Consider the following 26,954-nt stretch of genomic DNA (forward strand, 5'->3'; position numbering starts at 1 on the left):
ACGCCACAAATCCTGATTGATTCACAAAAATAAGACAACTCCATAGTGAACTAAGGAGGATTTCAACATGTTCGTCCGCGCGCTCCTTCGCGCTTCCACCACCGAGTAGGACGCACGTCGCGGCGCGGATCTTCCACTGGTCGTTGGTGGCCTGTTTTCGTGATCGCCTACGCCACCGGCGACGAGATCGAGCGGGTGCATGTCGCGGCCGGCTACGCCATCGCCGGCCTCCTCGCAGCCCGCATCGTCTGGGGCTTCGTCGGCCCGCCGCATGCGCGATTTTCGAACTTCGTTCGTCCGCCACGCGAGGTGCTCGCCTATCTCCGCGATGTCGCGATGCTTAGAGCTCCCCGCTACATCGGGCACAACCCGGCGGGCGGTGCCCTGATCCTCGCGCTCCTCGTCGCGCTGGCCGGCATCTGCGCCACGGGCTACATGATGACGACGGACGCCTACTTCAAGCTGATCGAACACGTCCACGAATTCCTGGCCAACCTGACCGTCGGCGGCCTCGTCGTGGCGCACGTCCTCGGCGTGCTGATCGCAAGCTTCGAGCATCGCGAAAACCTGGTCGCGTCCATGATCTGCGGCAAGAGGGCTGCCGACCGAACAGCGCCCTTCCTAAGCGAACCGGCAATGGCTGTTCGGCTAGACCTCGAGAGAGCTACGCCGATTTCCAGTGTGGCGGCTTGGCCTACGACTTCTTCGCCGACTCCTTCAGCTTCTTCGCGTCAGGGAATGCGTGGACCGTGCGCGCTTTGGTCGCGATGCAGGGTCGGGTGGAAGGTCCTATGTTTGTGATGACATGATCCACGTCCTCGACATCGATCCGCGCATTGCGCGGCGTTGCTTGCACGCCGGACGGCTCCAAGCAGGAGCTTAGCCGGACGGTAGTTGGTGCCGTCCGGATATCCCTTCTTTCATCAAACAGGTTTGGTGTGTGGCTCTCCCGCAGGGAAGCCAAACAAGGAGGCATGTCATGAACGTTCCCTCTATCCCCGACGTCACTCTTCCGGCGTCTGACCATCGCCGCTTGGAACGGCTCGCGCGGGTGGCCGCGGGTCAGGGCGACGTGGATGCACGTTTTCTGCTGAATGAGATCAACCGTGCGGAAATCGTCCCTGATCGCGCAGCCAGACTGGACAGTATCGTCACAATGGGTTCGTGGGTGACGTTCTGGATCAACTGGGGCTTCCCTCGCGAGACGAGGCAATTGGTATACCCGGAAGACTACACGTCTGAGCGAACACAAATCCCGGTGATGTCACCGTTGGGCGCAGCGTTGGTGGGGCTGAAGGTCGGAACCGAAATCCCCTTCTTCACCGCAGGGCGCACCAACGTCGTCAGGATCGAACGCGTCAGTCGAGCTGGTCCGGATGATGTTGTCAGGGCTCTGTTTAGCAATCCGGTGGTCAGGGGCGAAAAGCTCTTTGATGACGATGATCCGGGGCCATCAGCCGCTTAGGAAAGGAGAGAAAGTAATGAGCGAGACCAATCGCAAGAGCAGGCCTGAAATCGCGTTGCCGCCCATCACAGTGATGGAGGATGAGGCCAGGCGTCTAAGCGCCCTCGCCAGTTCGAGCGCGATGCTTTTCCCGCGCGTGGCCCATTTCCTTTCACAGGAGATGGAGCGTGCAAGCGTGGTGGCGGACAATTCAGATCTGCGCGGCGTGGTTCGCATGGGCTCGCAGGTCCGGTACTGCGATGACAAGACCGGCGAAGTCCGGGACGTGGTGTTGGTGTATCCGCACGAAGCGGACATAACGCTAAAGCGCGTCTCGGTTCTTACGCCGGTCGGCGCTGCGTTGATCGGCCTGTCCGTTGGCCAAGCCATCGAGTTTCAAACGCCGGGTCATAACAAGCGGTCCCTGACGATACTAGGCGTGTCCAACTGAAGGAGGCGTTGATATGCGCGACGTTTCGACCAAACAGGCCGCCCTAACAGTCATCGGCATCACGGTCCTTTTGGCTGCCGTGCTCTATCTTGCGACCTTCTTCAAGGCTTGAAGGTCCAACGAACGTGGCCCCCTCTCGGTCTATGTCGAGAGCCGGGGCCACCTCTACCGGGACCGCGCCATTTCATCGGGTCGAGCCTCACCACATCATCCGACCTCCGTTGCCTTGGCAGCCGGCTTCTTCGTCACCGACTCCTTCGCCTGCTTCTTGTTGGCGAGAGGCATCAGCATTTCCGTCTGACCGCTGGCGGCTTTGCGTAGCCTTTTCGCTGACTCCTTCGGATTGTCTCGGTTGCCGCGCCGCGCACGCTCCGCCCAAGACCATCGTGATTTTCTGCGACCTGGAATTGCTGCTTTCCCTCATTGCCGCAATGAGCTACGGCCTGAGTCTAGCAGCCTTCTTCTGAGCGGGCGCTGCTACGCAGACTAGGAAGCGTTCGCCCGCGCCCGTTCGCGCGCCTCGCGCCGACGCTCGCGACGTTCGCGCCGCCGCCTCGCGCGCTCGGCGGACTGCGGCAGCGGTGGCACCGGCGCATCGGCCGGCACCGTCTCCATCAGCGGCTCGGCGGCGGGGCGGGTCTCCATGAATTCCAGGACGACGCGCCCCTTGGCGGTGATCTTCCAACCGCCATTTTCGCGCTCGACCAGGCCTTGCGAGAAGATGTCGAGGTCCGGCACGCGGGCAGCCAGCCGCTTGGTGCGATCGGCCCAGTCGCTACCGCTGGTGGCCAGGATCGCCATGTCGCGCTTGAGGTCGGCCATAACGGCAAATCCGTCCGGGTAGCTCACCAGGATCTTCAGCACCGTGACCTGGAAATTCACCCCGCCCCCTTGGCCGGTCAGCGCCACATGGTCGGCGCTCGCGAGAGAGCTTGGCGCCCGACCTGCTTGAGGTGGTCCAGAGATGTGTCGCCTCTGGTCGCGGCTTCCAGGATTTTCGAAGCCACGTGGGTACGGGCGCCGGTCTCGGCTTGGGAAACGTTTTCGCAGACCTCGTTCAGGACCGCGCGCAATAGTGCGGTGGTAGCAGGATCGAACATGGGGCACCCCCAGAAGAAAGAACTATCGTAACGCAATCACTGCGGCGTCGAATTAAAGGGTGTTAAAAAATCTCTCGAACTCTACATCCCGGCTGGGACTTGGCAAGAGCAGCGTAAGCAACATAGAGCCGACGCAAACCAACTATCGGATGAGCGGCATGAGACCGCCAGCGGCGCACAAGGCTGCCGGCCTACTCCCGCGCCCCGCGAAGGACGTTCTTCTGCTTCTCCCACTGGGTCTCCTCGGCCTGCGCCCGCTCTTCGAGCGCCGCGCGTTCGGCCTCGATAGTCGCGGCACGGCTTTCTTGCGCAGCCGCTGCGGCAATGAAGCGCAAGGACTCGCGGTCCGCAGAAAAACCGGAACCCGCGCAGAAAAAAACGAACGCAGGGTAGCGGCCGGTCTCAGATCTCTTACGCCGGTCTCAAATCGCGTACGCGGAGAGGGCTCGGTCTCAAATCTCTTACGAGGCGGCGCAGGCGTAGGAATCTTCAACGTGGTGGAGGATTCCTAAATACAGAGCCCCCAAGTGTAAAATCGTTCAACGGGTCAAGGACTCGAAATTGCGGGGCCGGAATTGCGCGATGGTTTGTACGGAATTTGTACGGACCGCTCGGGACCAACGAAAAGGCCTTGCCGACGTCACAGACAAAGTCTTGATAATGCTCGTGTGAGCGGCCCGAGACATAGGTGACAGAACGTACCGGACACATGGGTTACACTTTCCGCTTTTGTTCTGCGGGAGGTGTGGATGCCGTGGAAAGTGAGTTCGGTAATGGAAGAGCGCCTGCGCTTTGTCGCCCGGCTTCTGGATGGGGAAGCCATGACCGAGGTCTGCCGCGAGTTCGGCATCTCCCGCAAGACCGGCTATAAGATTTTCGACCGCTACAAGGAGCAAGGGCTTGGGGCGTTGAGCGACCGCTCCAGGCGGCCCATACGCTACGCCAATCAGCTCCCGCAACAGGTCGAGACCCTGATTGTCCAGCTCAAGGCCGAGAAGCCGCACTGGGGCGCCCGCAAGATCCGAGAACTGCTGGTACGCCGGCTCGATGGCGACATCAGGGTTCCCGCCAAAAGCACCATTCATGCGGTGCTCGACCGCCACGGTCTGGTCAAGCGCAGCAGCGGGCCGCGCCACCATGCGCACGGCACGCCGCTGTCGCCGGGCACGCTCCCCAATGATCTGTGGTGCGCCGACTTCAAGGGCGAGTTCAAGCTCGGCAATGGCCGATACTGCTATCCACTGACCGTTACCGACCATGCCTCGCGCTTTCTGCTGCTCTGCGAAGCGCTGGACTCAACGCGCGAAGACGCTGCCCTCACAGCCTTTGAGCAGCTGTTCCGCGAGCGCGGCCTGCCGTTTGCCATCCGCTCCGACAATGGCGTCCCCTTTGCCAGTCCCAATGCTTTGTTCAATCTCTCGAAGCTGTCAGTGTGGTGGCTCCGGCTCGGCATTGCGATCGAGCGCATTAAGCCAGGCCATCCGCAGCAGAACGGCCGTCATGAGCGCATGCATCTCACGCTCAAAAGGGAAGCCACCAGACCGCCGGGGTTCAACAGCCTCCAGCAGCAGGATCGCTTTGATAGCTTCCGGCACGAGTTCAATGAGGAACGCCCTCACGAAGCTCTCGATATGAAGCGTCCCGCAGACCTCTACACAGCTTCAGCACGCCGCTACGATGGCCTGCCCGAACTGACCTATCCCTTCCACGATCGCGACGTCGTCATCACATCCTGTGGGCGCCTTTGCCTGCACCGCAAGAAAATCAATATCTCCGTCGTGCTGGCCGGCCAAAAGCTCGGCATCAAGGAGGTCGACGACGGCATTTGGCTCGTCAGCTTCATGCACTACGATCTGGGCTACTTCGACCTGGAGCAAAAGACCTTGCAGCCCCTCGACAACCCATTCGGCCCAAAGCCCGTCACCGATGTCTCCGGTACGACATCCTCGCTTTGACCGAGAGGCAGTCTTGCTCATTCTTGGCACGGCAGCCCTTGGCTCGGCCGCGCTGAGCGGTCAACCCCCGCAGCCCGCAGGGGCGCGCCTTTGGCGCGCGGGGTTGACGGCGAACGCGCGTGCCGAGCAACAATGCGGCTGTGCCATGAATGCTTGGAGTGAGTGACCCTGCAACCCCTCGACAACCCGTTCGGCACGAGGTTGTCACCCATGTCTTAGGTACGACCTGTTACCTATGTGTCCGGGCTGGACAATGAATTGGTTGGTAGCGGGGGAGGGACTCGAACCCCCGACCCCAGGATTATGATTCCCGTGCTCTAACCAGCTGAGCTACCCCGCCACAGGGCTCGCGGTGGCCGAAACGGCCGATCTCGCGAACGCGCGGCATATAAGGAAGGGGGCGGCGGGAAGTCAAGCAAAGCCCGGTCGATTAGCTGAGTGAATTCAGCGACGGACCGGCCCATTCCGACACCAGACCTGTGGAGAGTCCCCCTCACCCGGAATCCGCGCTTTTGCGCAGAATTCCAGCCTCTCCCCGCGGGCGGGGAGAGGCGGAGAAAGGGGGCGAAGAATCAGCCTATTTCGGCCGCACGTTCGGATCGCCGCCGGGGCTGCCCGGGGGTGGGATCACCGGGGTGTTGGCGCCGGTGTCGGGCGCGGGCGCGTGCATCTCGGGGTCGATGCCGGCGGGCGGGCAAAGCACGCCCTCGGATTTGGCCAACTTGTCGCCGAGCGGTTCCCGGGCCTGGCCGGTGGTGGTGCCGTCAGGCTGGCGGTTCAGACGGTCCTGGGCTGTGCAATTGGTCGGATGTTGCGGAGACGGTGGCGCGGTCTGTTGCGGCGGCGTCGCCGGGGCGGGCGGGGCCTGCGCGATCGCGCTGCCGGAGGCGGCGATCAGGAGGCCCGCTAGGATGATGTTTGATGTCGTGCGCATGGGAAGGAAACGCGCTGGGCGTGGGGCCCGTTCCCGGGCCAAGCGCGATGTGATCGGGCGATCCCTGAAGTATTCCCCCGTCATTGCGAGCGCAGCGAAGCAATCCAGGGTTTTTCCGCGGAGACAGTCTGGATTGCTTCGCAGAGCCTGTCATCGGGCCGCGCTTCGCGCGGACCCGTTGGCTCGCAATGACGGGGTGGTGAAAGCTTTATCCGCGCGAGAGATATCGCTGGTGGAGAGAGCCCTCTCCCCTACCCTCTCCCGCAAGCGGGAGAGGGGCGCACTGCCGGCCTGGCTGGCTGCGCGCCAGTCCAATCACGATCACGATTTGCGGTAGCGGATCAGCGAAAAATGCCCCATCGGCGGCATCGGTCGGCGCTCGGCTAGCGTGACGCCGCCGTGTTTTGCGGCCCAATTGGCGAGGCGGGCCCACGGGAATTCCGGGCGCCAGCCGAGGCGGCGGGCTACGGGTGCGAAGGCGAGCTCGAACAGTTTTCGCGGGCCCGTCTCGGCGCCGATGTGATTGACGAGGATCAGCTCGCCGCCGTGCTTGAGCACGCGCACGAACTCGTCGAGCGTGCCTTCGGGATCGGGCACGGCGGTGATGACATATTGCGCGACCACCGCGTCGAAGAAGTTTTCGGGGAAGGCGAGGTTTTTCGCGTCCATCACCGAGAGCACTTCGACATTGGAGAGCCGCAGCGCGCGCACGCGCGCCTGTGCCTTGCGCAACATCGGCTCGGAGATGTCGACGCCGCAGATTTTCGTGGTGCGCGCATAGTCCGAGAGCGATAGCCCGGTGCCGACGCCGACGTCGAGGATGCGGCCGCCGATGCGGTCGGCCTCCGCGATGGTCGACTGCCGTCCGGCGTCGAACACCTTGCCGAACACGAGATCATAGACCGGCGCCCAGCGGCCATAGGCCTTCTCGACCCCGGCCCGCGAGATGTCTGCTGCCATGCCCCCTGCCCTTGCGCGCTTCTAGTGTGTGATGCGTGTTGGTGGATTCAAAAGTCGCCCCGCGCGCGGTCTGAGCCTCTCCCGCTTGCGGGAGAGGTCGGCGCGTAGCTGCCGGGTGAGGGTTCTATCCGCCCGCGAGATATCGCGTGTGGAGAGAGCCCTCTCCCCAACCCTCTCCCGCAAGCGGGAGAGGGGGCGCACTTCCGGTGCCGCGGCAGTGCGATCCAATTTCGTCATGATTAGCCGCGCACGGCTTCCGCGAGCGGCCGCAATGAGGCCGTACCGACCTTCGCTGCGGCGCTCTGAATGAAGCCGCCGCCGAGCACGCGCGCCTGGCCGCCAGGCGCGTCGTAGAACACGCAGGCCTGGCCCGGCGAGACGCCCTCTTCGCCGGCAACGAGCTCGACCTCGTAATGACCATTGCCGCCGCGCAGCCACGCGGGCTGGGGGCTGCGGGTCGAGCGCACGCGCACGAACATTTCGAGGCCGCCACCGATGGCGCGGTCGATGTCACCGTCGCCGATCCAATTGACGTCGCGCAGCAGGATGCGGTGCATCTTCAGGGCATCGCGCGGACCGACCACGACGCGGCGATTGGCGGCTTCAAGGCGCACTACGAACAGCGGCGCGGTCGCCGCAATGCCGAGGCCGCGGCGCTGGCCGACGGTGAAATTGGCGATGCCGTTGTGCTGGCCGAGCACGCGTCCGTCGAGATCGACGATGTCGCCGGGATCCATCGCGTTCGGCCGCAGGCGCGTGATGATGTCGGTGTAGCGTCCCGTCGGCACGAAGCAGATGTCCTGGCTGTCGTGCTTGTCGGCGACCGCGAGCCCAAAGCGGCGCGCGAGCTCGCGCGTCTGCGGCTTGGTCATGTCGCCCAAGGGAAAGCGCAGGAAGTCGAGCTGCTCGCGCGTGGTCGCGAACAGGAAATAGCTCTGATCACGATCGGCGTCGGCGGCGCACACCAGCGCGCGCGAGCCGTCATTCAGGCGACGCGAGGCGACGTAATGGCCGGTGGCGAGCGCGGTGGCGCCGAGCTCGCGCGCGGTCTTCAGGAGATCGCGGAACTTGACCGAACGGTTGCACTCGATGCACGGCACCGGCGTCTCACCGAGCGCGTAAGAGTCGGCAAAGTTGTCGATGACGGACTCGCGAAAACGGTCCTCGTAGTCGAGCACGTAATGGGGAATGCCGAGCTTGGCCGCGACATCGCGGGCGTCGTGGATATCCTGGCCGGCGCAGCAGGCGCCCTTGCGATGGGTCGCCGCACCATGGTCGTAGAGCTGGAGCGTGATGCCGACGACGTCGTAGCCCTCAGCCTTGAGCAGCGCAGCCGTCGTCGAGGAATCGACGCCGCCCGACATGGCAACGACGACCCTGGTGTCCTCAGGACGGCCTTCGAGATCCAGACTGTTGAGCATGGGCCTTAAAGCGTTGTGACGGCGGCGTGGTGTGATCCGCATTTCCTGTGCTTCCGGCGGGATATCGGGCGATCCCCGGGAACCTTGGTTCCCCCGGGGGGCACGACTGCCCGGTCGAAAGCGGCTGAGAGTGACCTCTTTAATATAGGCGGCATTCCGTTGAAGCAATCACGCGGGCGGCCAGCTTAGGGCAATTCTTGCCGGGGAGGCAGAAATGACGGGGTCGCGGCAGGCCTCGTGGCGGCGGCACCGATTTCGCAAGACTTTGATTTTGCTGTTGAAATGGACATGAAGGGGCGCTGGCCCGCTCCTTGCTCCCTTCCTGCCGAAGATGTTTCCAAGGGGTCGCCTGTGGTCGGTCGGACGTCGGATGTCGTGGCAAGCGTGCAAGTCCAAAGCGCGCAGCAAAGGTCTGCCCGGTCGCAAGCGGCGAAGGATAATTCCGCGGCCGATTCCTTCGGCTCGCTGGTCGACAGCAACACCCAGGCGATCAGCAACAACGCAGCCTCGCAGGCGCAGGACACTGCGCCGCGCCGGAGCGATGCTTCGTCTTCGTCGTCCTCCTCGGACAGAGCTGCGCGCAACACGTCGTCCACGGATCAGTCCTCGCAGAGCAAGGCGAGCGACGACACCGACACGTCCGCGCCGACCAAGAACGATGAGACGAGCGACACGACGACCGATCCGGCCAAGGACGCCGGCAAGACCAAGGACAAGGTCGAGGCCTCCGACGCCAAATCGGCCGACAAATCCGACGAGACCAAGGGTGACAAGACCGACGGCACCGACACCGTCGTGGCCGCCGTCGACGCGGCGGCCGCCGTGGCGACCGATGCGACGCAAGTCGCCGTGCCCGATCCGAACGCGATCGTCGTTGCCGCACCGGTCGTGCCGGTCGATCCGAATGCGGCTGCGAACCAGGCCACCGGCTCCGCCTCACCGCTGACGATCGCCGCCGCCGGCCTCGCCGCCAGCGCCTCCACCGCGGCGCAGATCCAGGGCGCCAAGACCGATACCGCCACCGCGGGCGACAAGAGTGCCAAGACCGCGAGCGCCGAGGTCGATGCGGACACCACGACCACGCTCGGCGAGACCGCGACCGGCACGGGCGAGGCCACCGCGACCGATGCGAAAGCCAATGGCGGCCTGATCGCCGCCGTGGACCAGGGCACGCCAAAGACCTCATTCAAGGCCGCGGCCACGGCGCAGGCCCAGACCAACATCTCCAATATCGGCCAGGACACCGGCAAAGCGAACGCCGCCACGCCGCAAGCAGCGGGCGCAGCGACCCTCAACGCCGCCACGCATCCGCAGGCCGCCAAGCCGCAGGCAGATGGCGGAACGACTGGCACGAAGGCGGCCGGCACTGAGCCTACCGCCGATGCGGCCCCTGGCGCATCCGCCGCGCACGTTCATGCGGGACCGCAGGCGGCTGTCGCCCCGACGGATACCAGCGCACAAGCCGCCTCCGCCGTGCAGGCGCCGCTGACCAATACGACCTCGACCGCCACTGCATCGATCGCGACGCTCACCGCAACCGCGGCAACCAACACGGCGGTGCCGATCAGCGGCATACCGATCGAGATCGCGGCCGCCGTGCGCGCCGGCAAGTCCCGCTTCGACATCAGCCTCGATCCGGTCGAGCTCGGCCGCATCGACGTCCGCATCAATGTCGACCGCAACGGCCAGGTCACCTCGCATCTCACCGTGGAGAAGCCGGAAACACTGCAAATGCTGCGTCAGGACGCGCCGCAATTGCAGCGCGCGCTCGACGATGCCGGCTTCAAGACCGGCAGCAACGGGTTGTCCTTCAGCCTGCGCGACCAGAATTCATCGGGGCAGAACTCCGGCCAGAACAACGACAATGGCGGCAATGCCCGCCGGCTGATCATCAGCGAGGACGAAACCGTTGCAGCGGCGCCCGTCGGGCGCGGCTACGGCCGCATGTATGGGCCGAGCAGCGGCGTCGACATCAGAGTGTAAGGAGTATTCGACATGGCCACCACGAATGCCGCCACCGCACCTTCCGTCGTCTCCGGGACGACCGACATCCCGAAATCCTCCTCGTCGAACTCGCTGAGCTCGACCACGGGATCGACGCTCGCCGGCAATTTCCAGACCTTCCTGACGCTGCTGACGACGCAGCTGCAGAACCAGAATCCGCTGGATCCGCTCGATACCAACCAATTCACCCAGCAGCTGGTGCAGTTCGCCGGCGTCGAGCAGCAGCTCAAGACCAACGATTCGCTGTCCCAGCTCGTCACCCTGCAGCAGACCACGCAGGCGACCCAGGCGCTGGGCTTCGTCGGCAAGACCGCCCTGGTCGACGGCTCGACCGCGACCATGACGAAATCGTCGGCGACCTGGCATCTCAATGTGCCGACCGACTCGACCGTCGACATCACCGTCGCCAATGCCAGCGGCCAGACTGTGTTCACCGGCAAATATACCGCCGCCGCCGGCACCGACATCCCCTTCACCTGGAACGGCATGGGCAATGACGGCACGCAATGGCCTGACGGCAAGTACACGATCTCGGCCACGGGCAAGGATGTGGCGAACAACACCGTCGGCATCGCCGCGCAGGTGCAGGGCACGGTGTCATCGGTCGACCTGACCCAGTCGCCGCCGCTGCTCACCATCGACGGCGCCAGCTACACCCTGAGCCAGGTCAAGAGCATCATCGCCACCGGCAGCAATTGAGGGCTGGCGGGCCGTTACATATACGGTGTCATCCCGGCGAAGGCCGGGATTCATACCGCGTGATCTATCGATGAACCGCTGGTAGCAGTACCAAGAAAGACTTCCGAACTACGGGTCTTCGCCAAACTCCTCCCTGTGGTTATGGGTCCCGGCCCCCGTGCGCAATTGCGCACTAGGCCGGGACGACGCCCGAAAGAGCGCGCGCAGGCCTCGTTCGTTAGTAAAGTATTTACGAAGTCCCCCTCGACTGGCCTGGACGCACCCGTCCCGCCGGCCGAGACGAGCGCGTTCCAGCCAGTTTCAACGAGAATTGTATTGAAGCCTTAGGCTTAGCGGATTTTTAAGCCGCGGGGCGTAGGGTTACGGCGTGAGTTCAGTGGTTGAGAGTTTGTGAGTACGCCATGACAGAACCCCATCGCCCGAGGGTAAAATACGTCATCGGGCCGGACGGCAGTCCGTTGACGATCGCGGATCTGCCCGCACCCGGCACCAAACGCTGGGTCATCCGCCGCAAGGCCGAAGTCGTCGCCGCTGTGCGCGGTGGACTTCTCTCCCTTGAGGAGGCCTGCAGCCGTTATACCCTGACGGTCGACGAATTCCTCTCCTGGCAGTTTTCCATCGACCAGCACGGTCTGGCGGGTCTTCGCACCACCCGCATCCAGCAATATCGCCAGTAAGCGATCCGGAAATCTGCAGCTTTTGACGAAAATCGGCCTCGCCCTGCGAGGCCGATTTTTCATGGTGTTAACTTTTGTCCGACCTCTTAACCGTCGTTAACCATATCGAAACCATCACCTAGGCAATAATTGCCCACTCGGCCTTTCCAGTGAAAGCGGCCGAAGCTGTTGGGGCGGTTGCTTGCAAGGTCTGGTCGACTTCCTGAAAGGTATCGGGGCCGCCCGATTCGGGGCGATGATCGCGGTTACCGCCGCGCTCATCGGCTTCTTCGCGTTCGTCATCATGCGCGTCACCACGCCGCAGATGACGACGCTGTTCACGGACCTCAGCGTCGAGGATTCCTCGGGCATCATCAAGGACCTGGAACGCCAGGGCATCCAGTTCGAGATCCGTAACGAGGGCTCCATCATCATGGTGCCCAAGGACAAGGTCACGCGCCTGCGGATGAAGCTTGCCGAGGGCGGCCTGCCCAAGGGCGGCGGCGTCGGCTACGAGGTGTTCGACAAGTCGGACGCGCTCGGCACCACCTCCTTCGTCCAGAACATCAATCACCTCCGCGCGCTCGAAGGCGAGCTCGCCCGCACCATCCGCGCCATCGACCGCATCCAGGCTGCCCGCGTCCATCTGGTGCTGCCGGAGCGCCCGCTGTTCGCGCGCGAGGCGCCGGAGCCGTCGGCCTCGATCGTGGTCCGCGTCCGCGGCTCGCTGGAAGCCCAGCAGATCCGCGCCATCCGCCATCTCGTCGCCTCCGCCGTCAACGGGCTGAAGCCGCAGCGGGTCTCGATCGTCGACGAAGCCGGCCAGCTGCTGGCCGACGGCGCCGCGACCGATCCGGAGCAGGCGGTCGGCGACGAGCGCCGCATCGCCTTCGAGAAGCGGATGCGCAAGCAGGTCGAGGACATCGTCTCCTCCGTGGTCGGCTCCGGCCGCGCCCGCGTACAGCTCTCCGCCGATTTCGACTTCAACAAGGTCACCCAGACCTCGGACAAGTTCGATCCCGAAGGCCGCGTGCTGCGCTCGAGCCAGACCCGCGAAGAGCAGAGCATGACCGCCGACAACAACGGCCAGGTCACAGTCAATAACGAGCTGCCCGGCAACCAGCAGAACAACGGCGTCGCGGCCAAGGACCAGAGCAAGAAGACCGAAGAGACCAACAATTACGAGATCTCCCGCACCACCAAGACCGAAGTGACCGAGGCCGGCCGGGTCAACCGCATCTCGGTCGCGGTGCTGGTCGACGGCATCTATTCCAAGAACGACAAGGGCGAGCTGGCCTATCAGGACCGCACCAAGGAGCAGCTCGACCGCATCGCCGCGCTGGTGCGCTCGGCGATCGGCTTCGACCAGAAGCGCGGCGACCAGGTCGAGGTCGTTAACCTCCGCTTTGCCGATGCGCCCTCCACCGCTCCGATCGGCGAACCCTCGGGCTTCCTCGGCATGCTCCAGTTCACCAAGGACGACGTCATGTACTTCGTCGAGCTCGGCGTGATGATGCTGCTCGGCCTGGTCGTGCTGTTCCTGGTGATCCGCCCGCTGGTCAAGCGCATCCTCGCCTCCGACGAAGTCGCCGCCGCCATCTCCGGCGTGCTGACGGGCCCCTCCGCTTCGGAAGAGGCCGCACCCGCCACCGGCCAGCCGCTGCTGCCGGGCGGCGCCGCCAGCGCCATCGACGTCGCCACCATTCAGGGCCAGGTTCACGCCCAGTCCGTTCATCGCGTCGGCGAGCTCGCCGAGCGCAACCCCAACGAAACCGTCGCCATCATCCGCCAATGGCTGACCGAACCCGCGAAATAACCAAGCCAAGTAACTTTGCCAAGTGAATCAAGAAGTGATCTGACATGGCCGCCAATCTGCAGAACGCCAACTCCAACGACATCACCAGCGTGATCTCCACGCTCGGTCAGCGCGCCGGCAACCGCGCGGGCGGCGCCAAGACCGCCGCGTTGGGCGGGCCGAAGCGTGCCGCGATCCTGATGCTGGCGCTGGGTGAGCAATATGGCGGCAAGATCTGGTCGCTGCTCGACGACGACGAGGTGCGCCAGCTCTCGCTGGAGATGTCGACACTCGGTACCGTCGAGGTCGACACCGTCGAAGACATGCTGCTCGAATTCGTCTCGCGCATGTCGGCCTCGGGCGCGCTGATGGGCAATTTCGACGCCACCGAGCGACTGCTCCAGCAATACCTGCCGCCGGAGCGCGTCAACGGCATTATGGACGAGATCCGCGGCCCCGCCGGCCGCAACATGTGGGAGAAGCTCTCCAACGTGCAGGAAGAGGTGCTCGCGAACTATCTCAAGAACGAATATCCGCAAACCATCGCGGTGGTGCTGTCGAAGCTGAAGCCGGAGCACGCCGCCCGCGTGCTCGGCATCTTCCCGGAGGAGCTCGCGCTCGACGTCGTCAACCGCATGCTGAAGATGGAAGCCGTGCAGAAGGAGGTGATCGAGAGCGTGGAGAAGACGCTGCGCACCGAATTCATGTCCAACCTGTCGCAGACCCGCCGTCGCGACGCCCACGAGGTGATGGCGGAAATCTTCAACAATTTCGATCGCCAGACCGAGACCCGCTTCATCACCTCGCTGGAAGAGGAGAACCGGGAATCGGCCGAGCGCATCAAGGCGCTGATGTTCACCTTCGACGACCTCGTCAAGCTGGACTCCGGCTCGGCCCAGACCCTGATGCGCAACGTCGACAAGGACAAGCTCGGTGTCGCGCTCAAGAGCGCCAACGAGGACGTCCGCAGCTTCTTCTTCGGCAACATGTCCTCGCGCGCGGCCAAGATGCTCCAGGACGACATGGCGGCGATGGGGCCGGTGCGCCTGCGCGACGTCGACGAGGCGCAGGCGCTGCTCGTCAACCTCGCCAAGGACCTCGCCGCCAAGGGCGAGATCATGCTGACCAAGAATCGCGCCGACGACGAGCTGGTGTACTGATGGGCGCTCCGGCAAAATTCCTGTTCGATACCGACTTCGCCGCGCCCGAGCGCTCGACGCGCGAGAAGGCCGCGACGGCGGCCGAGATCGCCCAGAAGATCGCGGAAGCCGAGGCACGCGCCTATCAGGACGGCTTTGCCGCCGGCCAGCGCGAGGCCAAGGCCGAGAGCGACCGCCGCGTCGCGCTCGCCATGGAGGAGATCAACATCGCGATCCGGGGCATCGCCTCCGGCATCGGCAACATCGAGTCCAAGATGGAGACCGAGGCGGTCGACGTCGCGGTCGCGGTGGCGCGCAAGCTGTGCGCCGATCTGGTCGCCGCCGAGCCGCTCGGCGAGATCGTCGCACTGGTCAAGGACTGCTTCTCGCATCTGGTGGCGACGCCGCATCTCGTCGTCCGCATCAACGACGCGCTCTACGACGCTGCGCGCGACAAGTTCGAGCGGCTCGCCAAGCAGAGCGGCTTCGAAGGCCGGCTGGTCATCCTGGCCGAGCCGGAGATTGCCACCGGCGACTGCCGGATCGAATGGGCCGATGGCGGCGTCGTGCTGGAGCGCGGCGCCATCGCAGCCAAGATCGACGACATGGTCGGACGCTATATCGCGTCCCGCAGGGGGAATTAAGCCATGAGCGACACCGACGGACAGGTCCCGCTGCCCGATCTCAACGGCCCGATGCCGCCTGCCGGCACCGACGTCGGCTACAACGAGGACGAATATGCGGCGCGCGTCGCCGCCGACCTCGAAGCCGTGTTCGACGTGCCGGTGCAGGTCTCGGCTGTGCTCGGCCGCTCCAAGATGGATGTCGGCGAGCTGTTGAAGCTCGGGCCCGGCACCGTGCTCGAGCTCGACCGCCGCGTCGGCGAGGCCATCGACATCTACGTCAACAACCGTCTCGTCGCCCGCGGCGAGGTGGTGCTGGTCGAGGACAAGCTCGGCGTGACCATGACCGAAATCATCAAGACCGAACGCGGCTAGCGAACACACGGGAATGACGCGCGGCAGCGCGACCAGACGGACAGGAGACTGACATGCGGCTTCTCATCGTTGGCACATTGAAGGGCCAGCTCACCACCGCCACCAAGATCGCGATGGAGAACGGCGCCACCGTGACCCATGCCGAGGATCACGAGCAGGCGATGCGCGTCTTGCGCGGCGGCAAGGGTGCCGACCTCCTGCTGGTCGACGTCGCCCACGACATCCGCGACCTCGTGATGCGGCTGGAGGCCGAGCACATTCACGCTCCGATCGTCGCCTGCGGCATCACCAACGATGCCCGCGCCGCGGTCGCCGCGATCCATGCCGGCGCCAAGGAATACATCCCGCTGCCGCCGGATCCGGAGCTGATCGCCGCGGTGCTGGCTGCCGTTGCCAATGATTCCCGCGAGCTGGTCTATCGCGACGAGGCGATGGCCAGGGTGATCAAGCTCGCCCAGCAGATCGCGGGCTCCGACGCCTCGGTGATGATCACCGGCGAGTCCGGCACCGGCAAGGAAGTGCTGGCCCGCTACGTCCACACCCGCTCGGCACGCGCCAAGCGCCCGTTCATCTCGATCAACTGCGCCGCGATCCCCGAGCATCTGCTGGAGTCCGAGCTGTTCGGGCACGAGAAGGGCGCCTTCACCGGCGCGGTGGCTCGCCGTATCGGCAAGTTCGAAGAGGCGACCGGCGGCACGCTGCTGCTCGACGAAATCTCGGAGATGGACGTCCGCCTGCAATCCAAGCTCTTGCGCGCCATCCAGGAACGCGTGATCGACCGCGTCGGCGGTACCAAGCCTGTCGCCGTCGACATCCGCATCATCGCGACCTCGAACCGCAACCTCGCTGAAGCCGTGCGCGAAGGCACGTTCCGCGAGGATCTGCTGTTCCGCCTCAACGTCGTGAATTTGAAGATCCCGCCGCTGCGCGAGCGTCCCGCCGACATCCTCGAGCTCGCCCAGCACTTCGTGAAGAAATATGCCGAGGCCAACGGCGTGCCGCTGCGCCCGATCTCGGCGGAGGCGCGCCGCGTGCTCTCCAGCAACCGCTGGCAGGGCAACGTTCGCGAGCTCGAAAACACCATGCATCGCGCCGTGCTGATGGCGCAGGGCGACGAGATCGGCCCCGACGCGATCATCACGCCCGACGGCGACCGCCTCGACCTCGCCAAGACCGCACCGGCGGTGGCGCATGCCACGATGGCCGCCGAGCAGGTGACGCGCGCGCTTGTGGGGCGCACGGTCGCCGATGTCGAGCGCGACCTGATCTTGGAGACGCTGAAGCACTGTCTCGGCAACCGCACCCATGCCGCCAACATCTTGGGGATCTCGATCCGCACGCTGCGCAACAAGCTCAACGAATACGCCGACGGCGGCATCCCGATCCCGCCAGCGGGCACGCCGGGTGAATATCCGCGCGTGCCGATCGGGGCGTGAGGCGGCCACGCTGATCGAGAATGCAGATGCCCGGGCCAGTCCCGGGCATTTTGTTTTCAAGGCAACCTGCGTCGCACTCTCAGTGTCGTCCTGGCGAAAGCCAGGACCCATTACCCCAGGGAGAGGTTTGGCGAAGATTAGTCGTCCGGTACACCTACCGCCCATACTCGAGAGGCTCCGCGGTATGGGTCCTGGCTTTCGCCAGGACGACACTGAGGAGGCACTACGCGTCCCAATCCATAGCGCGCAACATGGCCGCACCGCATCCGGCGACTAGGTCGCGGCAGCGCGAGGCTCTATAACCCCCGTGAGAACCACACGGGGATAAACATGTCTGAAGCTCAAATCACGGATTGGCTGACGTCGCAGCGGCAAGCGATGATCGATCTGCTCCGCGATGTCGTGAACATCGATTCCGGATCCTACGACAAGGAAGGCGTCGATGCGGTCGGTGCGCGGTTCGAGCGGCATTTTGCCGAGCATGGCATTCCGTACCGGCGCGAAAGCCACGGCACGTTTGGCGACGCCATTCATGCCGAGGTCGCAAAGCCCGGCAGCAACGAGAAGCCGGTGCTGTTGATGGGACATCGCGACACCGTGTTCGGTAAGGGCGAGGCCGGGCGGCGTCCATTTACGATTCGAGATGGCCGCGCCTATGGACCCGGCGTTGCCGACATGAAGTCCGGGCTCGTCATGAACGTGTTCGTGGCGACCGCCTTCCACAAATTCGGCGGCAATCCGCATCCGATCAAGCTGCTGATCACCTCCGACGAGGAAATCGGCTCGCCCTCCTCGCGCCCGGTGATCGAGCGCGAGGGACGCGCGGCCCGCGCGGTGTTCAATTCCGAGCCGGGCCGGCCCACAGGCAACGTCGTCACCGGGCGCAAGGGCGGCATCTTCATGTACATGACCATCACCGGCAAGGCGGCGCATTCCGGCGCCAATTTCGCCGCCGGTGTCAGCGCCATCGGCGAGCTCGCGCACAAGATCGTCCAGATCCACGCGCTCACCGACCTCGACAAGGGCATCACGCTCAATGTCGGCCTCGTCTCGGGCGGGCAGTCCGTCAACACGACGGCGCCTTCCGCGGAAGGGCAGATCGACCTGCGCTATGTCGATCCGGCCGATCGCGCGCGGATCATGGGTGCGATCGAAAACATCGTCGCGACCTCCTACGTGCCGGGCACCAGCGCGACACTGACGATCAAGGGCGAGTTCGTGCCGGTGGTGCAGAGCGCGGAGTCGAAGGCGCTGTTCGAAGATTATCAGGCCGCCGCAAGGCAGGTGGGCCTCACCACTCTGCAGGGCGAGTTCTCCGGCGGCTGCGCCGATTCCGGCTTCACCGCCGCTGTGGGCACGCCGACCATCTGCGGCCTCGGGCCGGTCGGCGGGCTCGCGCACACGCCGGAGGAATATCTCGAGCTCGACAGCATCGTGCCGCGCGCACAGGCGCTGGCGTTGGCGATTTTAAGGGGGTGAACGCAGGTGTCGTAGGGTGGGCAAAGGCGCACTTGCGCCGTGCCCACCATTTGTCTTCGCTGGATAGAAGTGGTGGGCACGCTTCGCTTTGTCCACCCTACGAGACCTAGGAGGTCCTACGAATAACTCGGCGCGTCGGGCTTGCGGAAGATGTGGATGGGATCGCCCGGCACGATCGGCTGGCCGCTGAACATCGCATAGGCATAGAGCGCGAGATAGGCGATCGCGAGCGCGCCGATAGCGTAGAAGGCCCAGGTCGCAACGCGCTTCATCGATCCGCTCCATTGCCGTCCCGGCGGAAGGCTCAGGCGCTTCTAGAGCGATGACGGGAAAAAGGCCAGCCTGTGGGCCGCCGGCCAGCGGCGATCAAATGCCGCGCCGGGCGCGCGCGGGAACGCTGACGTCGGCGAGCCTGGCCGCATCTTCGTCCTGGTCGACTGCCACATATTGCCCATGCCAATAGGCCAGCGCGGCGGTGCGGGTCGAGCTCCTGATATCCCTGACACGGCCGATGACGATGCCGTGCGAGTGACGCTCGATGATCTCCTCGACCTCGCAGTCGAACGCCGAGAGCGCGCCCACCAGCAGCGGAACACCCGAAACTGATGTCACCCATTGGGCGCCTGCAAAGCGGTCGGCGCCCTTCAGTCCGCCCTTGCCGGCAAAACGTTCGGCGACATCGAGCTGGTCGGCATTGAGGATGTTCACGCCGAAGGCACTGTGGCGACGGATCAATGGAAAGGACGAGGCGTCCCTGTTGATGCTGACCAGCAGTGTCGGCGGTTCGACTGATAGCGAGGTCACCGAGGTCACCGTCATGCCGGTGATGTCCCTGCCCCGCCCGGCGGTGATGACGCTGACGCCGCCGGTGAGGTGGCGCATAGCGCCGCGGAAATCGGCGGACGAGACAGGGATTTCGGTCATGAGATCGCGGGGCACTACATTCATGGCGTTGCTCCCCGAAATGGGGTTCTCTGTATTTAGGTACGATCGTCCGCCGATAACAGGTGACTCAGGATCGAGCCTTCGAGCCCCGCAAGCTCGGCCGAACCGCGCTGGCGAGGCCGGGCCGCGTTAACCGTGACGTCATGGGCGATCCGGCCCTCCTCGATCACCAGCACCCGGTCGGCCAAGGCGACCGCTTCGGCGACGTCATGGGTCACCAGGATCGCGGTAAAGCCCTGGTCGCGCCAGACGCGCTCCAAGAGACGCTGCATCGAGATTCGGGTCAAAGCGTCCAGCGCGCCGAGCGGCTCGTCGAAGGCGAGCACGCGCGGGCGGGAGACCAGCGCGCGGCCAAGCGCGACGCGCTGTTTCTGGCCCCCCGACAGCACCGAGGGCCACTGGTCGCGCTTGTCGGCAAGGCCAACTTCGGTCAGCGCCTTCTCGGCGCGCGCATGCGCATCGCCCGAGGCGCGGTCGCGGCCAAGGCCGACCTCGACATTGGCGAGCACGCGCGCCCAGGGCAGCAGCCGCGGCTCCTGGAACATGACGCGGATGTCCTCGGGCTGGATATCCTGGCCGAAGCTGATGCTGCCGGCGTCGATCTTCTCCAGGCCGGCGATGAGCCGCAGCAGTGTGCTCTTGCCACAACCGCTCTTGCCGACGATGGCGACGAACTGGCCGGCGGGGATGTGCAGATCGATGCCGCGCAGCACCTCGTTGTCGCCGAAGGATTTGCGCAAGCCACGGATGCTGAGCGGCAGGCCGGCGGTCGTCGTCGGGCGCTCCTCGCGCACCACACGGGCGTGCGGCGCGAAATTGGCGCGGCTGGCGAGCTCGGTTTCCGGAAGGGAGGTACGAAGCGCTGTCTGCATGGGATTCTCAGTATTTCTGCTCAACGTTTCTGGAAGGCGGGGTGCCAGGCGAGCGTCAGACGCTCCAGCACGCGGGAGACGCTGTCGGCGAGCTTGCCGAGCAGGGCGTAGATCAGGATCGAGAGCACGACGACGTCGATCAGCATGAACTCGCGCGCCTGCATCGCCATGTAGCCGAGGCCCGAGGACGCCGCGATGGTCTCGGCGACGATCAGGGTCAGCCACATGATGCCGAGCGCGAAGCGGATGCCGACGAAGATCGAGGGCAGCGCGCCCGGGAAGATCACCCGGCGAAACAATTCGCCGTCGGTCATGCCGTAGATGCGGCCCATCTCGATCAACTGCGGATCGACCGTGCGGATGCCGTGCAGCGTGTTGAGGTAGATCGGGAAGAATACGCCAAGCGCCACCAGGAACAGCTTCGCGCTCTCGTCGATGCCGAACCAGAGGATGACCAGCGGGATCAGCGCCAGATGCGGCACGTTGCGCACCATCTGGAGCGTGGTGTCGGTCAGCTTTGTCGAGAGCTGCGACAGGCCGTTGGCGAGTCCGAACGCGAAACCGATGCTGCCGCCGATCAGAAAGCCGATCGAGGCGCGCCAGAACGAGACCCCGATGTTGCGAACGAGCTCGCCGGAGAGCAGCAGCTTCCAACCTGCGAGCACGACGTCGCTCGGCGCCGGCAGCACCCGGGTCGGCACGAAGCCGGTGACGCTCGCGACCTGCCAGATCGCGATGATGGCGAGCGGCACGATCCACTGGATCAGGCCGTCGACCCGCGGCAAACGAATGCTGCGCGGGAGCGAAACGCTGTCGATTAGGCTCATGACTGCGACACCCCGTGCTGCGGACGGAAATCGCTGCCGACCGTTTCGCCGAAAGGACCGCCGTTGAAGTGCAGCTTCGTCACGTTTGAGGGTTGCTCCAGCGATAGCAGCGGGAATACCAGCTCGGCGAAGCGATAGGCTTCCTCCAGATGCGGGTAGCCCGACATGATGAAGGTGTCGATGCCGAGGTCCTGATACTCCCTGATACGGGCCGCGACGGTCTGAGCGTCGCCGACCAACGCGGTGCCGGCGCCGCCGCGCACGAGGCCGACACCGGCCCACAGGTTCGGCGCGATCTCGAGCTGGTCGCGTTTGCCGCCATGAAGCTGGGCCATGCGCTGTTGGCCGACGGAGTCCATGCGGGCAAAGTTCTTCTGCGCCAACGCGATGGTGTCGTCGCTGACATATTTGATCAGCTCGTTCGCGGCACGCCAGGCCGCTTCATTGGTCTCGCGGACGATCACGTGAAGGCGGATGCCGAAGGAGAGCTTTCGCCCACGCGCAGCGGCGACGTCCCTCACCTTCGCGATCTTCTCGGCCACCAGCGCCGGCGGCTCACCCCAGGTGAGGTATTTGTCGACGGTATCGACGGCGACGTCGATGCCGGCATCGGACGAGCCGCCGAAATAGAGCGGCGGACGCGGCGACTGCACCGGAGGAAACAGCAACTTGCCGCCCTCGATATGGATGTGCTTGCCCTCGACATTGACCGTCTTTCCGGCGAGCAGGTCGCTATAGACGCTGAGGAACTCGCGGGTGACCTCGTAGCGCTCGTCATGGCCGAGGAAGATGCCGTCGCCCTTGTTCTCGACGGGATCACCGCCGGTGACGACATTGACGAGAAGCCGGCCGTTCGAGATACGATCGAGCGTCGCCGTCATGCGCGCCGCCACGCTCGGCGATTGCAGGCCGGGCCGGACGGCGACGAGATAGCGCAGCCGCTCGGTGAATGGCGCGACGCTGGAGGCGACGATCCAGGAATCCTCGCAAGACCGCCCGGTCGGCAGCAGCACGCCGAAATAACCGAGCTGATCGGCGGCCTGTGCGATCTGGCGCAGATAGGTGAAATTGACCTCGCGGCCGCCGATGCCGGTACCGAGATAACGGCCGTCGCCGTGGGTCGGCAGGAACCAGAGGATGTTGGCGTTCGCTTGCTTGCTCATCGTGCTGCTCATGTTCCTGGTTTGCGCGCCACGTCGGAAATCTTGATTGCCTTCGGAATCAGACCTAACGCGAAGAACGCGTCGGCGACCTGCTGCTGGTCGGCGATGACGGCATCGGTGATCGGCTTGATGCCGTAGGCCTGCCGCTTCAACGCGACCTCGACCACGGGGACCGACAGGCCGATCGACGGCGCCAGCTGCTCGGCCACCGCATGGATGTCGCCCTTGGCCCAATCGTCGACAGTGCTGAGCTCGGCGAGCACGGCGTCGACGATCTTCGGATTGGCTCCGAGAAATTTCTTGGAGGAGAAATAGAACTGGTAATTGGCGACGATGCCGGCGCCGTCGGCGAGCGTGCGCGCACCGGTGGCCGCCTCCGCCGCGGCCTGGAACGGATCCCAGATCACCCAGGCATCGACCGCGCCGCGCTCGAAGGCGGCGCGCGCGTCGGCCGGCGCCAGGTACACCGGCTCGATCTCGGAATACTTCACGCCCGCCTTCTCGAGCGCCTTGACCAGGAGGTAGTGGACGTTGGAGCCCTTGTTGAGCGCGACCTTCTTGCCCTTGAGTTCAGTGACCGATTTCAGCGGGCTGTCCTTCGGCACCAGGATCGCCTCGCCCTTCGGCGCCGGCGGCTCATAGGCGACATACTGGATCGGCGCGCCGGCGGCTTGCGCAAAGATCGGCGGGGCTTCGCCGGTGTTGCCGAAATCGATCGCGCCGACATTGAGCGCTTCGAGCAGCGGCGGACCCGACGGGAATTCGGTCCACACCACCTTGTAGCCGTCGGCGGCAAGCTTCGGCTCCAGCGTGCCCTTGCTCTTGAGCAGCACCAGCTTGCCGTATTTCTGGTAGCCGATGCGGACCACTTTATCCTGTCCGTAGGACGTGCCGACCGCGGCGGCGACGATGCCGATCGACAGCACGATGGCCGCGATCAGACGCTGAATGATACGCCTCATGTTCAAACCCTTTTGGATGGGAAGGCTCGTCGGCACGATCAGGCTGCCGGATTGCGCCAGACGATGTCGCGGATGACGATCGGCTTCGGGATCAGGCCGAGTTTGTAGAAGCGGTCGGCAACGCCCTGCTGGGTCGCAACGATGTCGTCGGTGACGGGCCCGACCACGAAGTTCGCGCGATTGGCCGCGACGGTCTGAATGTCCAGCGGGACGCCGGTGATCGCGGCGAGCGATTTGGCGACCTCATCGCGGTGCTGTTCGGCCCATTTACCCGCCGCGGTCGTCACATCGACGATCTGTTGCAGGACGGCCCCGTGGTTCTTCGCGAATTCGCGATTGGCGATGTAGAAGGAGTTGGTCCTGGTGACGTCGCGCGAATTGATCAGGATGCGGCCGCCCTGCTTGGTCTCGCCGATCGCAAAGTAAGGATCCCAGATCGCCCAGGCCTCGATGCTGCCATTGGCAAAGGCAGGCCCGGCATCCGGCGGCGTGAGATAGACCGGCGTGATGTCGGCATAGGTGAGGCCCGCCTTCTCCAGGGTCTGCAACACGATGTTGTGCGCGCTCGAGCCCTTGGTGAAGCCGACGCGCTTGCCCTTGAGATCAGCGATGGAGCGGATCGGCGAATCCTTCGGCACCAGGATGCCCTGGCCGTTGGTGATGGGCTGGCCCGCAGCATAGACGATCGCGGCGCCCGCGGCCTGGGCGAACACCGGCGGGGAATCGCCGACCGCGCCGAAATCGACGCTGCCGACATTCATGGCTTCCATCATCGGCGGGCCCGAAGAGAACTCGATCCATTTCACGTCGATACCTTGCGGCGTGAAATGTTTTTCCAGCGCGGCCTGCTGGCGCGCGATCACCAGCACGCCGGTCTTCTGGTAGCCGATACGAATTTCCTTCACCGCGCCTTGCGCGTTGGCGCGGGACGCGAACGCCGCTGCGGCCGCAGTTCCAACGGAAAGCTTCAGAAAGTCCCGACGCTGCATTCAACACTCCCGGCCGCACGCGGCCGTCATTCATTCGCGTGTATCGAATGATGGTGCGGCTTATCGGAGGTGTCGAGACGTGCGGAGAAATAGCGATACGAGCACTGCGCGCGAGGCCGCGCGCATGATCAATCTTTCAATCGGGCAAGCGAATGCAGCGCGAATTTTTTCTGCACGCGAATGTGACAATCGCACGCCCCGGTAAGAAAGTGCGAAAACAACCCCATGCACAGTAGCCAACGTCTTGCTTCAACACGGATTTCTTATTTTACGAAATTCGTTTGACGCGTCGGGCAAAACAGTGGCATTATGTCATCGTCGCGGACTAGGAGCCGTGTGGCGCGGAGCTCCATGCACCACCTCCACCGTCATTCCCCGCGAAAGCGGGGAATCCAGTATTCCTGAGGCGTCAATGCTTCACACAACCGCCGCGGCGTACTGGATCGCCCGGTCAAGCCGGGCGATGACACCGCAGTTGAGGCAACCGCTTGCGTCCCGTTGGCGCGAAGCGCAGATACATTGCAGGCTAATTCCACCTCATCGGCAGATTGAGCAGCCCACGGAACGCCCAGCCGCCGATCCGCACCGGCTCGTCGTCAGCGATCTCGAGCTGCTTGACGCGCGCGAACACGGTCGGCAGCGCGACGTCGGCGATCATGGCGCGGGAAGCCCAGGCGCCGGCGCAGAAATGCGGGCCGGCGCCAAAGGCGACGCTCTTCGACGTGTCTCGTCTCACGTCAAACTGGTCGGCACGCTCAAAATGCTTCTCATCGCGATTGGCCGAGCCGAACATCAGGAACACGCGCTCATCGAGCTCGAATGACACGTCGCGGATGCTCCAGGGTCTTGCGATGCGGCGCGGCGACATGCCAATCGGCGAGATCCAGCGGGCATACTCCTCGAAGGCCTGGAGCCAGGACACCTCGCCCCTGCGCACGAGATCGAGCTGGTCGGGATGGGTGAGCAGCGCCCAGACCGTGCCGGCGATGGCCTTGCGCGGCTCGTTCTGGCCGCCTGAGATCGCCAGCTTGACGTTGGCGCGCACGCTCTCCATGGGCATGCCGGAGGCGAGGAGCACGCCGAGGATGCTCTGGTCGGGATTTTTGCGCATCACCGGCAGGATGTCGTCGATCGCGGTGTCGATGCCTGACGTCGCGGCATGGCAGCGCGCCTCGACCGCGGGATCGCCGGCATAGTTGGCGATGCCCTCGATCATGCCCTGCGACCACGCATCCATGTCCTGGAAACCGATATTGGTGAGGCCGGTGATCGACTTCAGACATTCGCCGGAGAACGGCAAGGCGAAGTCGCGCATGAAATCGATGCGCCCGGGTTCGATCGCGTCGATGATGCGGTCGGCATGGGCCTGGAACTGCGCCGTCCAGTGCGCCTTCACCGTCTTCGGCGACACCGTCGGAAACATCGCGCGGCGCTCGACCTGATGCGCCTCGCCGTCCTTGCGCATCATGTTGTGGCCCATCAGCCGGTTCATCAGGCCTGCCGGCTGGTGCGAGGAGAACACGTCAATCTGCTTTTCGGAGATCGAGATGTCGTCGCGGCTCGTCAGCAGCGTCGAGCCGAGCTGCGGCACGAAGGCGATCGGCGCCTGCTTGCGCATTTCCGCGAGCACCGGATAGGGATCGGCCCAGAATGTATCAGGGTCGATGTCGATGCGCGGCGCGGTGCTCAAGGCGGTCTCCCCTGGATTCTCGTTTGTTCCAGGCCAGACTACCGAACTCCGCGACCGGCGTCTGTCCCTAGCGATAGGGACGGACTGAGTTACTGGGCCTCGGCGATCTTCGGTCCAGATGACGGCATCTGCGCGTTAGTTGCCGAGGGCCGGTTCGGCGGCGATGCCGGGTCCGGCGATCGGGAAGCGGCGTCTAGCGGCGCTCCCTGGGATGGTCGACGGGCAGCGGTTGCCGGAAGCACGATCACTTTCGCCCCGACCTTCACCCGCTCATAAAGGTCCACGACGTCCTCATTGGTCAGCCGGATACAGCCGGACGAAACCCGCTTCCCGATCGTATCGGGCTTGTTGGTGCCGTGAATTCTATATTCGGTCTCGCCGAGATACATCGCCCGCGCGCCGAGCGGATTGCCGGGGCCACCCGCCATGAACCGCGGCAGATAAGGTTGACGCGAGACCATCTCCGCAGGCGGATGCCAATCCGGCCATTCTGCTTTACGGGCCACAGTCTGTTCACCGGACCATGTGAAACCTTCGCGGCCGACACCGATGCCGTAGCGCATCGCCTGCCTGTCGTTCAGAACGAAATAAAGGAATGTGCTTCCGGTATCGATGATCACGGTGCCCGGCGTCTGATGGCTGGCGTAGTCAACCACCTGCCGGACAAGTGCTCCGGGACCGTCAGCGGCTTTTGGTGGTTCGACCAGAGGCGCCGGAGCCGGAATCGGAGCCGGAGCAGGAGCCGGCGCTGCCGCTGCTGCGCGAACTGGAGTTGCCACGTAAACCGGAGTTGACGACGCCTGGGCTTGTTGCGCGGGCGGTTTTCGTATCGGTTGCACGCTCGTCGGGCGAGACAGCAAACTGTACCCCACCACGGCGACGGCCACGGCGCCAATCGCGACTCTCGTGACCATTGGTATCGCGAGCGTCTCTGCCTTTCCACGTTTCGCCCGCTTACCCATATCTTTCCCCAGGTCACTGTCCCTGGAAGAGGTACCCAGCAAAATTTAAGAAACTTCGAAGCGATGTCGCTCA

28 protein-coding genes and 1 tRNA gene are annotated in these 26,954 nt (G+C 64.5%); 13 read left to right on the top strand and 16 right to left on the bottom strand.

The window, feature by feature from the left end; genetic code table 11:
• Positions 1-159 precede the first annotated feature (159 nt).
• The 3 genes from LRP30_RS37705 (at position 160) to rnk (ending at position 1,895) form a co-directional block, all read left to right on the top strand.
• Positions 160-801: a cytochrome b/b6 domain-containing protein gene (locus tag LRP30_RS37705; protein WP_346016193.1), complete on the top strand. Its 642-nt coding sequence runs from the start codon at positions 160-162 to the stop codon at positions 799-801.
• A 178-nt stretch (positions 802-979) separates the two neighbouring features.
• Complete coding sequence (locus LRP30_RS37710) at positions 980-1,465, top strand: GreA/GreB family elongation factor (RefSeq protein WP_249758101.1); 486 nt, start codon at positions 980-982, stop codon at positions 1,463-1,465.
• A 16-nt stretch (positions 1,466-1,481) separates the two neighbouring features.
• On the top strand, positions 1,482-1,895 hold the full coding sequence (rnk, locus tag LRP30_RS37715) for a nucleoside diphosphate kinase regulator (RefSeq protein ID WP_249758102.1): 414 nt from the start codon (positions 1,482-1,484) through the stop codon (positions 1,893-1,895).
• A gap of 486 nt (positions 1,896-2,381) precedes the next feature.
• On the opposite strand, the gene LRP30_RS37720 is transcribed toward rnk, so the two are convergent.
• The 3 genes from LRP30_RS37720 to LRP30_RS37730 all read right to left on the bottom strand — a co-directional run bounded on the left by LRP30_RS37720 (position 2,382) and on the right by LRP30_RS37730 (position 3,330).
• Positions 2,382-2,777, bottom strand: coding sequence for a hypothetical protein (locus tag LRP30_RS37720; protein WP_249761926.1), 396 nt, complete (start codon positions 2,775-2,777; stop codon positions 2,382-2,384).
• A gap of 17 nt (positions 2,778-2,794) precedes the next feature.
• Positions 2,795-2,995, bottom strand: a complete 201-nt coding sequence (locus LRP30_RS37725) for a hypothetical protein (protein WP_249758103.1) — start codon at positions 2,993-2,995, stop codon at positions 2,795-2,797.
• A gap of 191 nt (positions 2,996-3,186) precedes the next feature.
• Positions 3,187-3,330 (bottom strand): hypothetical protein, encoded by a 144-nt coding sequence (locus LRP30_RS37730; protein WP_249758104.1) that lies wholly within the window; start codon positions 3,328-3,330, stop codon positions 3,187-3,189.
• Between the two features lie 414 nt (positions 3,331-3,744).
• Between LRP30_RS37730 and LRP30_RS37735 the strand changes: the two genes are divergently transcribed.
• A complete protein-coding gene (locus tag LRP30_RS37735; RefSeq protein ID WP_249756508.1) occupies positions 3,745-4,950 on the top strand; it encodes an integrase core domain-containing protein in 1,206 nt (401 codons plus the stop codon).
• Positions 4,951-5,213: 263 nt separating this feature from the next.
• Here the strand turns inward: LRP30_RS37735 and LRP30_RS37740 are convergent.
• From LRP30_RS37740 to mnmA, 4 genes are all read right to left on the bottom strand, one after another.
• Positions 5,214-5,290 (bottom strand) — tRNA-Met (locus LRP30_RS37740).
• A 237-nt stretch (positions 5,291-5,527) separates the two neighbouring features.
• Positions 5,528-5,884, bottom strand: coding sequence for a hypothetical protein (locus LRP30_RS37745; protein WP_091888379.1), 357 nt, complete (start codon positions 5,882-5,884; stop codon positions 5,528-5,530).
• A 321-nt stretch (positions 5,885-6,205) separates the two neighbouring features.
• Positions 6,206-6,844 carry a class I SAM-dependent methyltransferase gene (locus LRP30_RS37750; protein ID WP_128937987.1) on the bottom strand — a complete coding sequence of 213 codons (639 nt, stop codon included), beginning with the start codon at positions 6,842-6,844 and terminating at the stop codon, positions 6,206-6,208.
• Between the two features lie 239 nt (positions 6,845-7,083).
• Entirely contained in the window at positions 7,084-8,265 is a 1,182-nt protein-coding gene (gene mnmA, locus LRP30_RS37755) for a tRNA 2-thiouridine(34) synthase MnmA (protein WP_249758105.1), read from the bottom strand.
• A 351-nt stretch (positions 8,266-8,616) separates the two neighbouring features.
• Here mnmA and LRP30_RS37760 point away from each other — a divergent pair, with 351 nt between their 5' ends.
• The 9 genes from LRP30_RS37760 (at position 8,617) to LRP30_RS37800 (ending at position 18,471) form a co-directional block, all read left to right on the top strand.
• Positions 8,617-10,248 carry a flagellar hook-length control protein FliK gene (locus LRP30_RS37760; protein WP_249758106.1) on the top strand — a complete coding sequence of 544 codons (1,632 nt, stop codon included), beginning with the start codon at positions 8,617-8,619 and terminating at the stop codon, positions 10,246-10,248.
• Positions 10,249-10,260: 12 nt separating this feature from the next.
• On the top strand, positions 10,261-10,968 hold the full coding sequence (locus LRP30_RS37765; protein WP_091888371.1) for a flagellar hook capping FlgD N-terminal domain-containing protein: 708 nt from the start codon (positions 10,261-10,263) through the stop codon (positions 10,966-10,968).
• A gap of 401 nt (positions 10,969-11,369) precedes the next feature.
• A complete protein-coding gene (locus LRP30_RS37770) occupies positions 11,370-11,645 on the top strand; it encodes a DUF1153 domain-containing protein (protein WP_002714638.1) in 276 nt (91 codons plus the stop codon).
• Positions 11,646-11,826: 181 nt separating this feature from the next.
• A complete protein-coding gene (fliF, locus tag LRP30_RS37775; RefSeq protein ID WP_128936422.1) occupies positions 11,827-13,440 on the top strand; it encodes a flagellar basal-body MS-ring/collar protein FliF in 1,614 nt (537 codons plus the stop codon).
• A gap of 44 nt (positions 13,441-13,484) precedes the next feature.
• Positions 13,485-14,579, top strand: coding sequence for a flagellar motor switch protein FliG (gene fliG, locus LRP30_RS37780; RefSeq protein WP_128936423.1), 1,095 nt, complete (start codon positions 13,485-13,487; stop codon positions 14,577-14,579).
• Positions 14,579-15,202 carry a FliH/SctL family protein gene (locus LRP30_RS37785; protein WP_249758107.1) on the top strand — a complete coding sequence of 208 codons (624 nt, stop codon included), beginning with the start codon at positions 14,579-14,581 and terminating at the stop codon, positions 15,200-15,202. The genes fliG and LRP30_RS37785 overlap by 1 nt, the downstream gene beginning before the upstream one ends.
• Positions 15,203-15,205: 3 nt before the next feature.
• Complete coding sequence (gene fliN / locus LRP30_RS37790; RefSeq protein ID WP_091888362.1) at positions 15,206-15,556, top strand: flagellar motor switch protein FliN; 351 nt, start codon at positions 15,206-15,208, stop codon at positions 15,554-15,556.
• Positions 15,557-15,609: 53 nt separating this feature from the next.
• A complete protein-coding gene (locus tag LRP30_RS37795) occupies positions 15,610-16,992 on the top strand; it encodes a sigma-54 dependent transcriptional regulator (protein WP_249758108.1) in 1,383 nt (460 codons plus the stop codon).
• 330 nt (positions 16,993-17,322) lie between these two features.
• Positions 17,323-18,471 carry a M20 family metallopeptidase gene (locus LRP30_RS37800; protein ID WP_249758109.1) on the top strand — a complete coding sequence of 383 codons (1,149 nt, stop codon included), beginning with the start codon at positions 17,323-17,325 and terminating at the stop codon, positions 18,469-18,471.
• A 116-nt stretch (positions 18,472-18,587) separates the two neighbouring features.
• On the opposite strand, the gene LRP30_RS37805 is transcribed toward LRP30_RS37800, so the two are convergent.
• The 9 genes from LRP30_RS37805 to LRP30_RS37845 all read right to left on the bottom strand — a co-directional run bounded on the left by LRP30_RS37805 (position 18,588) and on the right by LRP30_RS37845 (position 26,881).
• Positions 18,588-18,743 (bottom strand): hypothetical protein, encoded by a 156-nt coding sequence (locus tag LRP30_RS37805; protein ID WP_008131268.1) that lies wholly within the window; start codon positions 18,741-18,743, stop codon positions 18,588-18,590.
• 94 nt (positions 18,744-18,837) lie between these two features.
• The gene (locus LRP30_RS37810) at positions 18,838-19,419 is read right to left on the bottom strand and encodes a flavin reductase family protein (protein WP_128943792.1); all 582 of its coding nucleotides are present in this window, start codon (positions 19,417-19,419) and stop codon (positions 18,838-18,840) included.
• Between the two features lie 32 nt (positions 19,420-19,451).
• Complete coding sequence (locus tag LRP30_RS37815) at positions 19,452-20,288, bottom strand: ATP-binding cassette domain-containing protein (protein WP_128936428.1); 837 nt, start codon at positions 20,286-20,288, stop codon at positions 19,452-19,454.
• A 20-nt stretch (positions 20,289-20,308) separates the two neighbouring features.
• Entirely contained in the window at positions 20,309-21,115 is an 807-nt protein-coding gene (gene ssuC, locus LRP30_RS37820) for an aliphatic sulfonate ABC transporter permease SsuC (RefSeq protein ID WP_249758110.1), read from the bottom strand.
• Positions 21,112-22,278, bottom strand: coding sequence for an FMNH2-dependent alkanesulfonate monooxygenase (gene ssuD, locus LRP30_RS37825; protein ID WP_249758111.1), 1,167 nt, complete (start codon positions 22,276-22,278; stop codon positions 21,112-21,114). Before ssuD ends, ssuC begins: the two co-directional genes overlap by 4 nt.
• An 8-nt stretch (positions 22,279-22,286) precedes the next feature.
• Positions 22,287-23,240 carry a sulfonate ABC transporter substrate-binding protein gene (locus LRP30_RS37830; RefSeq protein ID WP_249758112.1) on the bottom strand — a complete coding sequence of 318 codons (954 nt, stop codon included), beginning with the start codon at positions 23,238-23,240 and terminating at the stop codon, positions 22,287-22,289.
• 38 nt (positions 23,241-23,278) lie between these two features.
• Positions 23,279-24,229 carry a sulfonate ABC transporter substrate-binding protein gene (locus LRP30_RS37835; RefSeq protein WP_128943797.1) on the bottom strand — a complete coding sequence of 317 codons (951 nt, stop codon included), beginning with the start codon at positions 24,227-24,229 and terminating at the stop codon, positions 23,279-23,281.
• A gap of 526 nt (positions 24,230-24,755) precedes the next feature.
• Positions 24,756-25,919 carry a cytochrome P450 gene (locus LRP30_RS37840; protein WP_128940186.1) on the bottom strand — a complete coding sequence of 388 codons (1,164 nt, stop codon included), beginning with the start codon at positions 25,917-25,919 and terminating at the stop codon, positions 24,756-24,758.
• 89 nt (positions 25,920-26,008) lie between these two features.
• Entirely contained in the window at positions 26,009-26,881 is an 873-nt protein-coding gene (locus LRP30_RS37845; RefSeq protein ID WP_249758113.1) for a L,D-transpeptidase, read from the bottom strand.
• Between the last annotated feature and the right edge of the window lie 73 nt (positions 26,882-26,954).

Origin of the sequence: Bradyrhizobium sp. C-145 (genome assembly GCF_023375135.1) — a bacterium.
GTDB classification, from domain to species: domain Bacteria; phylum Pseudomonadota; class Alphaproteobacteria; order Rhizobiales; family Xanthobacteraceae; genus Bradyrhizobium; species Bradyrhizobium zhanjiangense.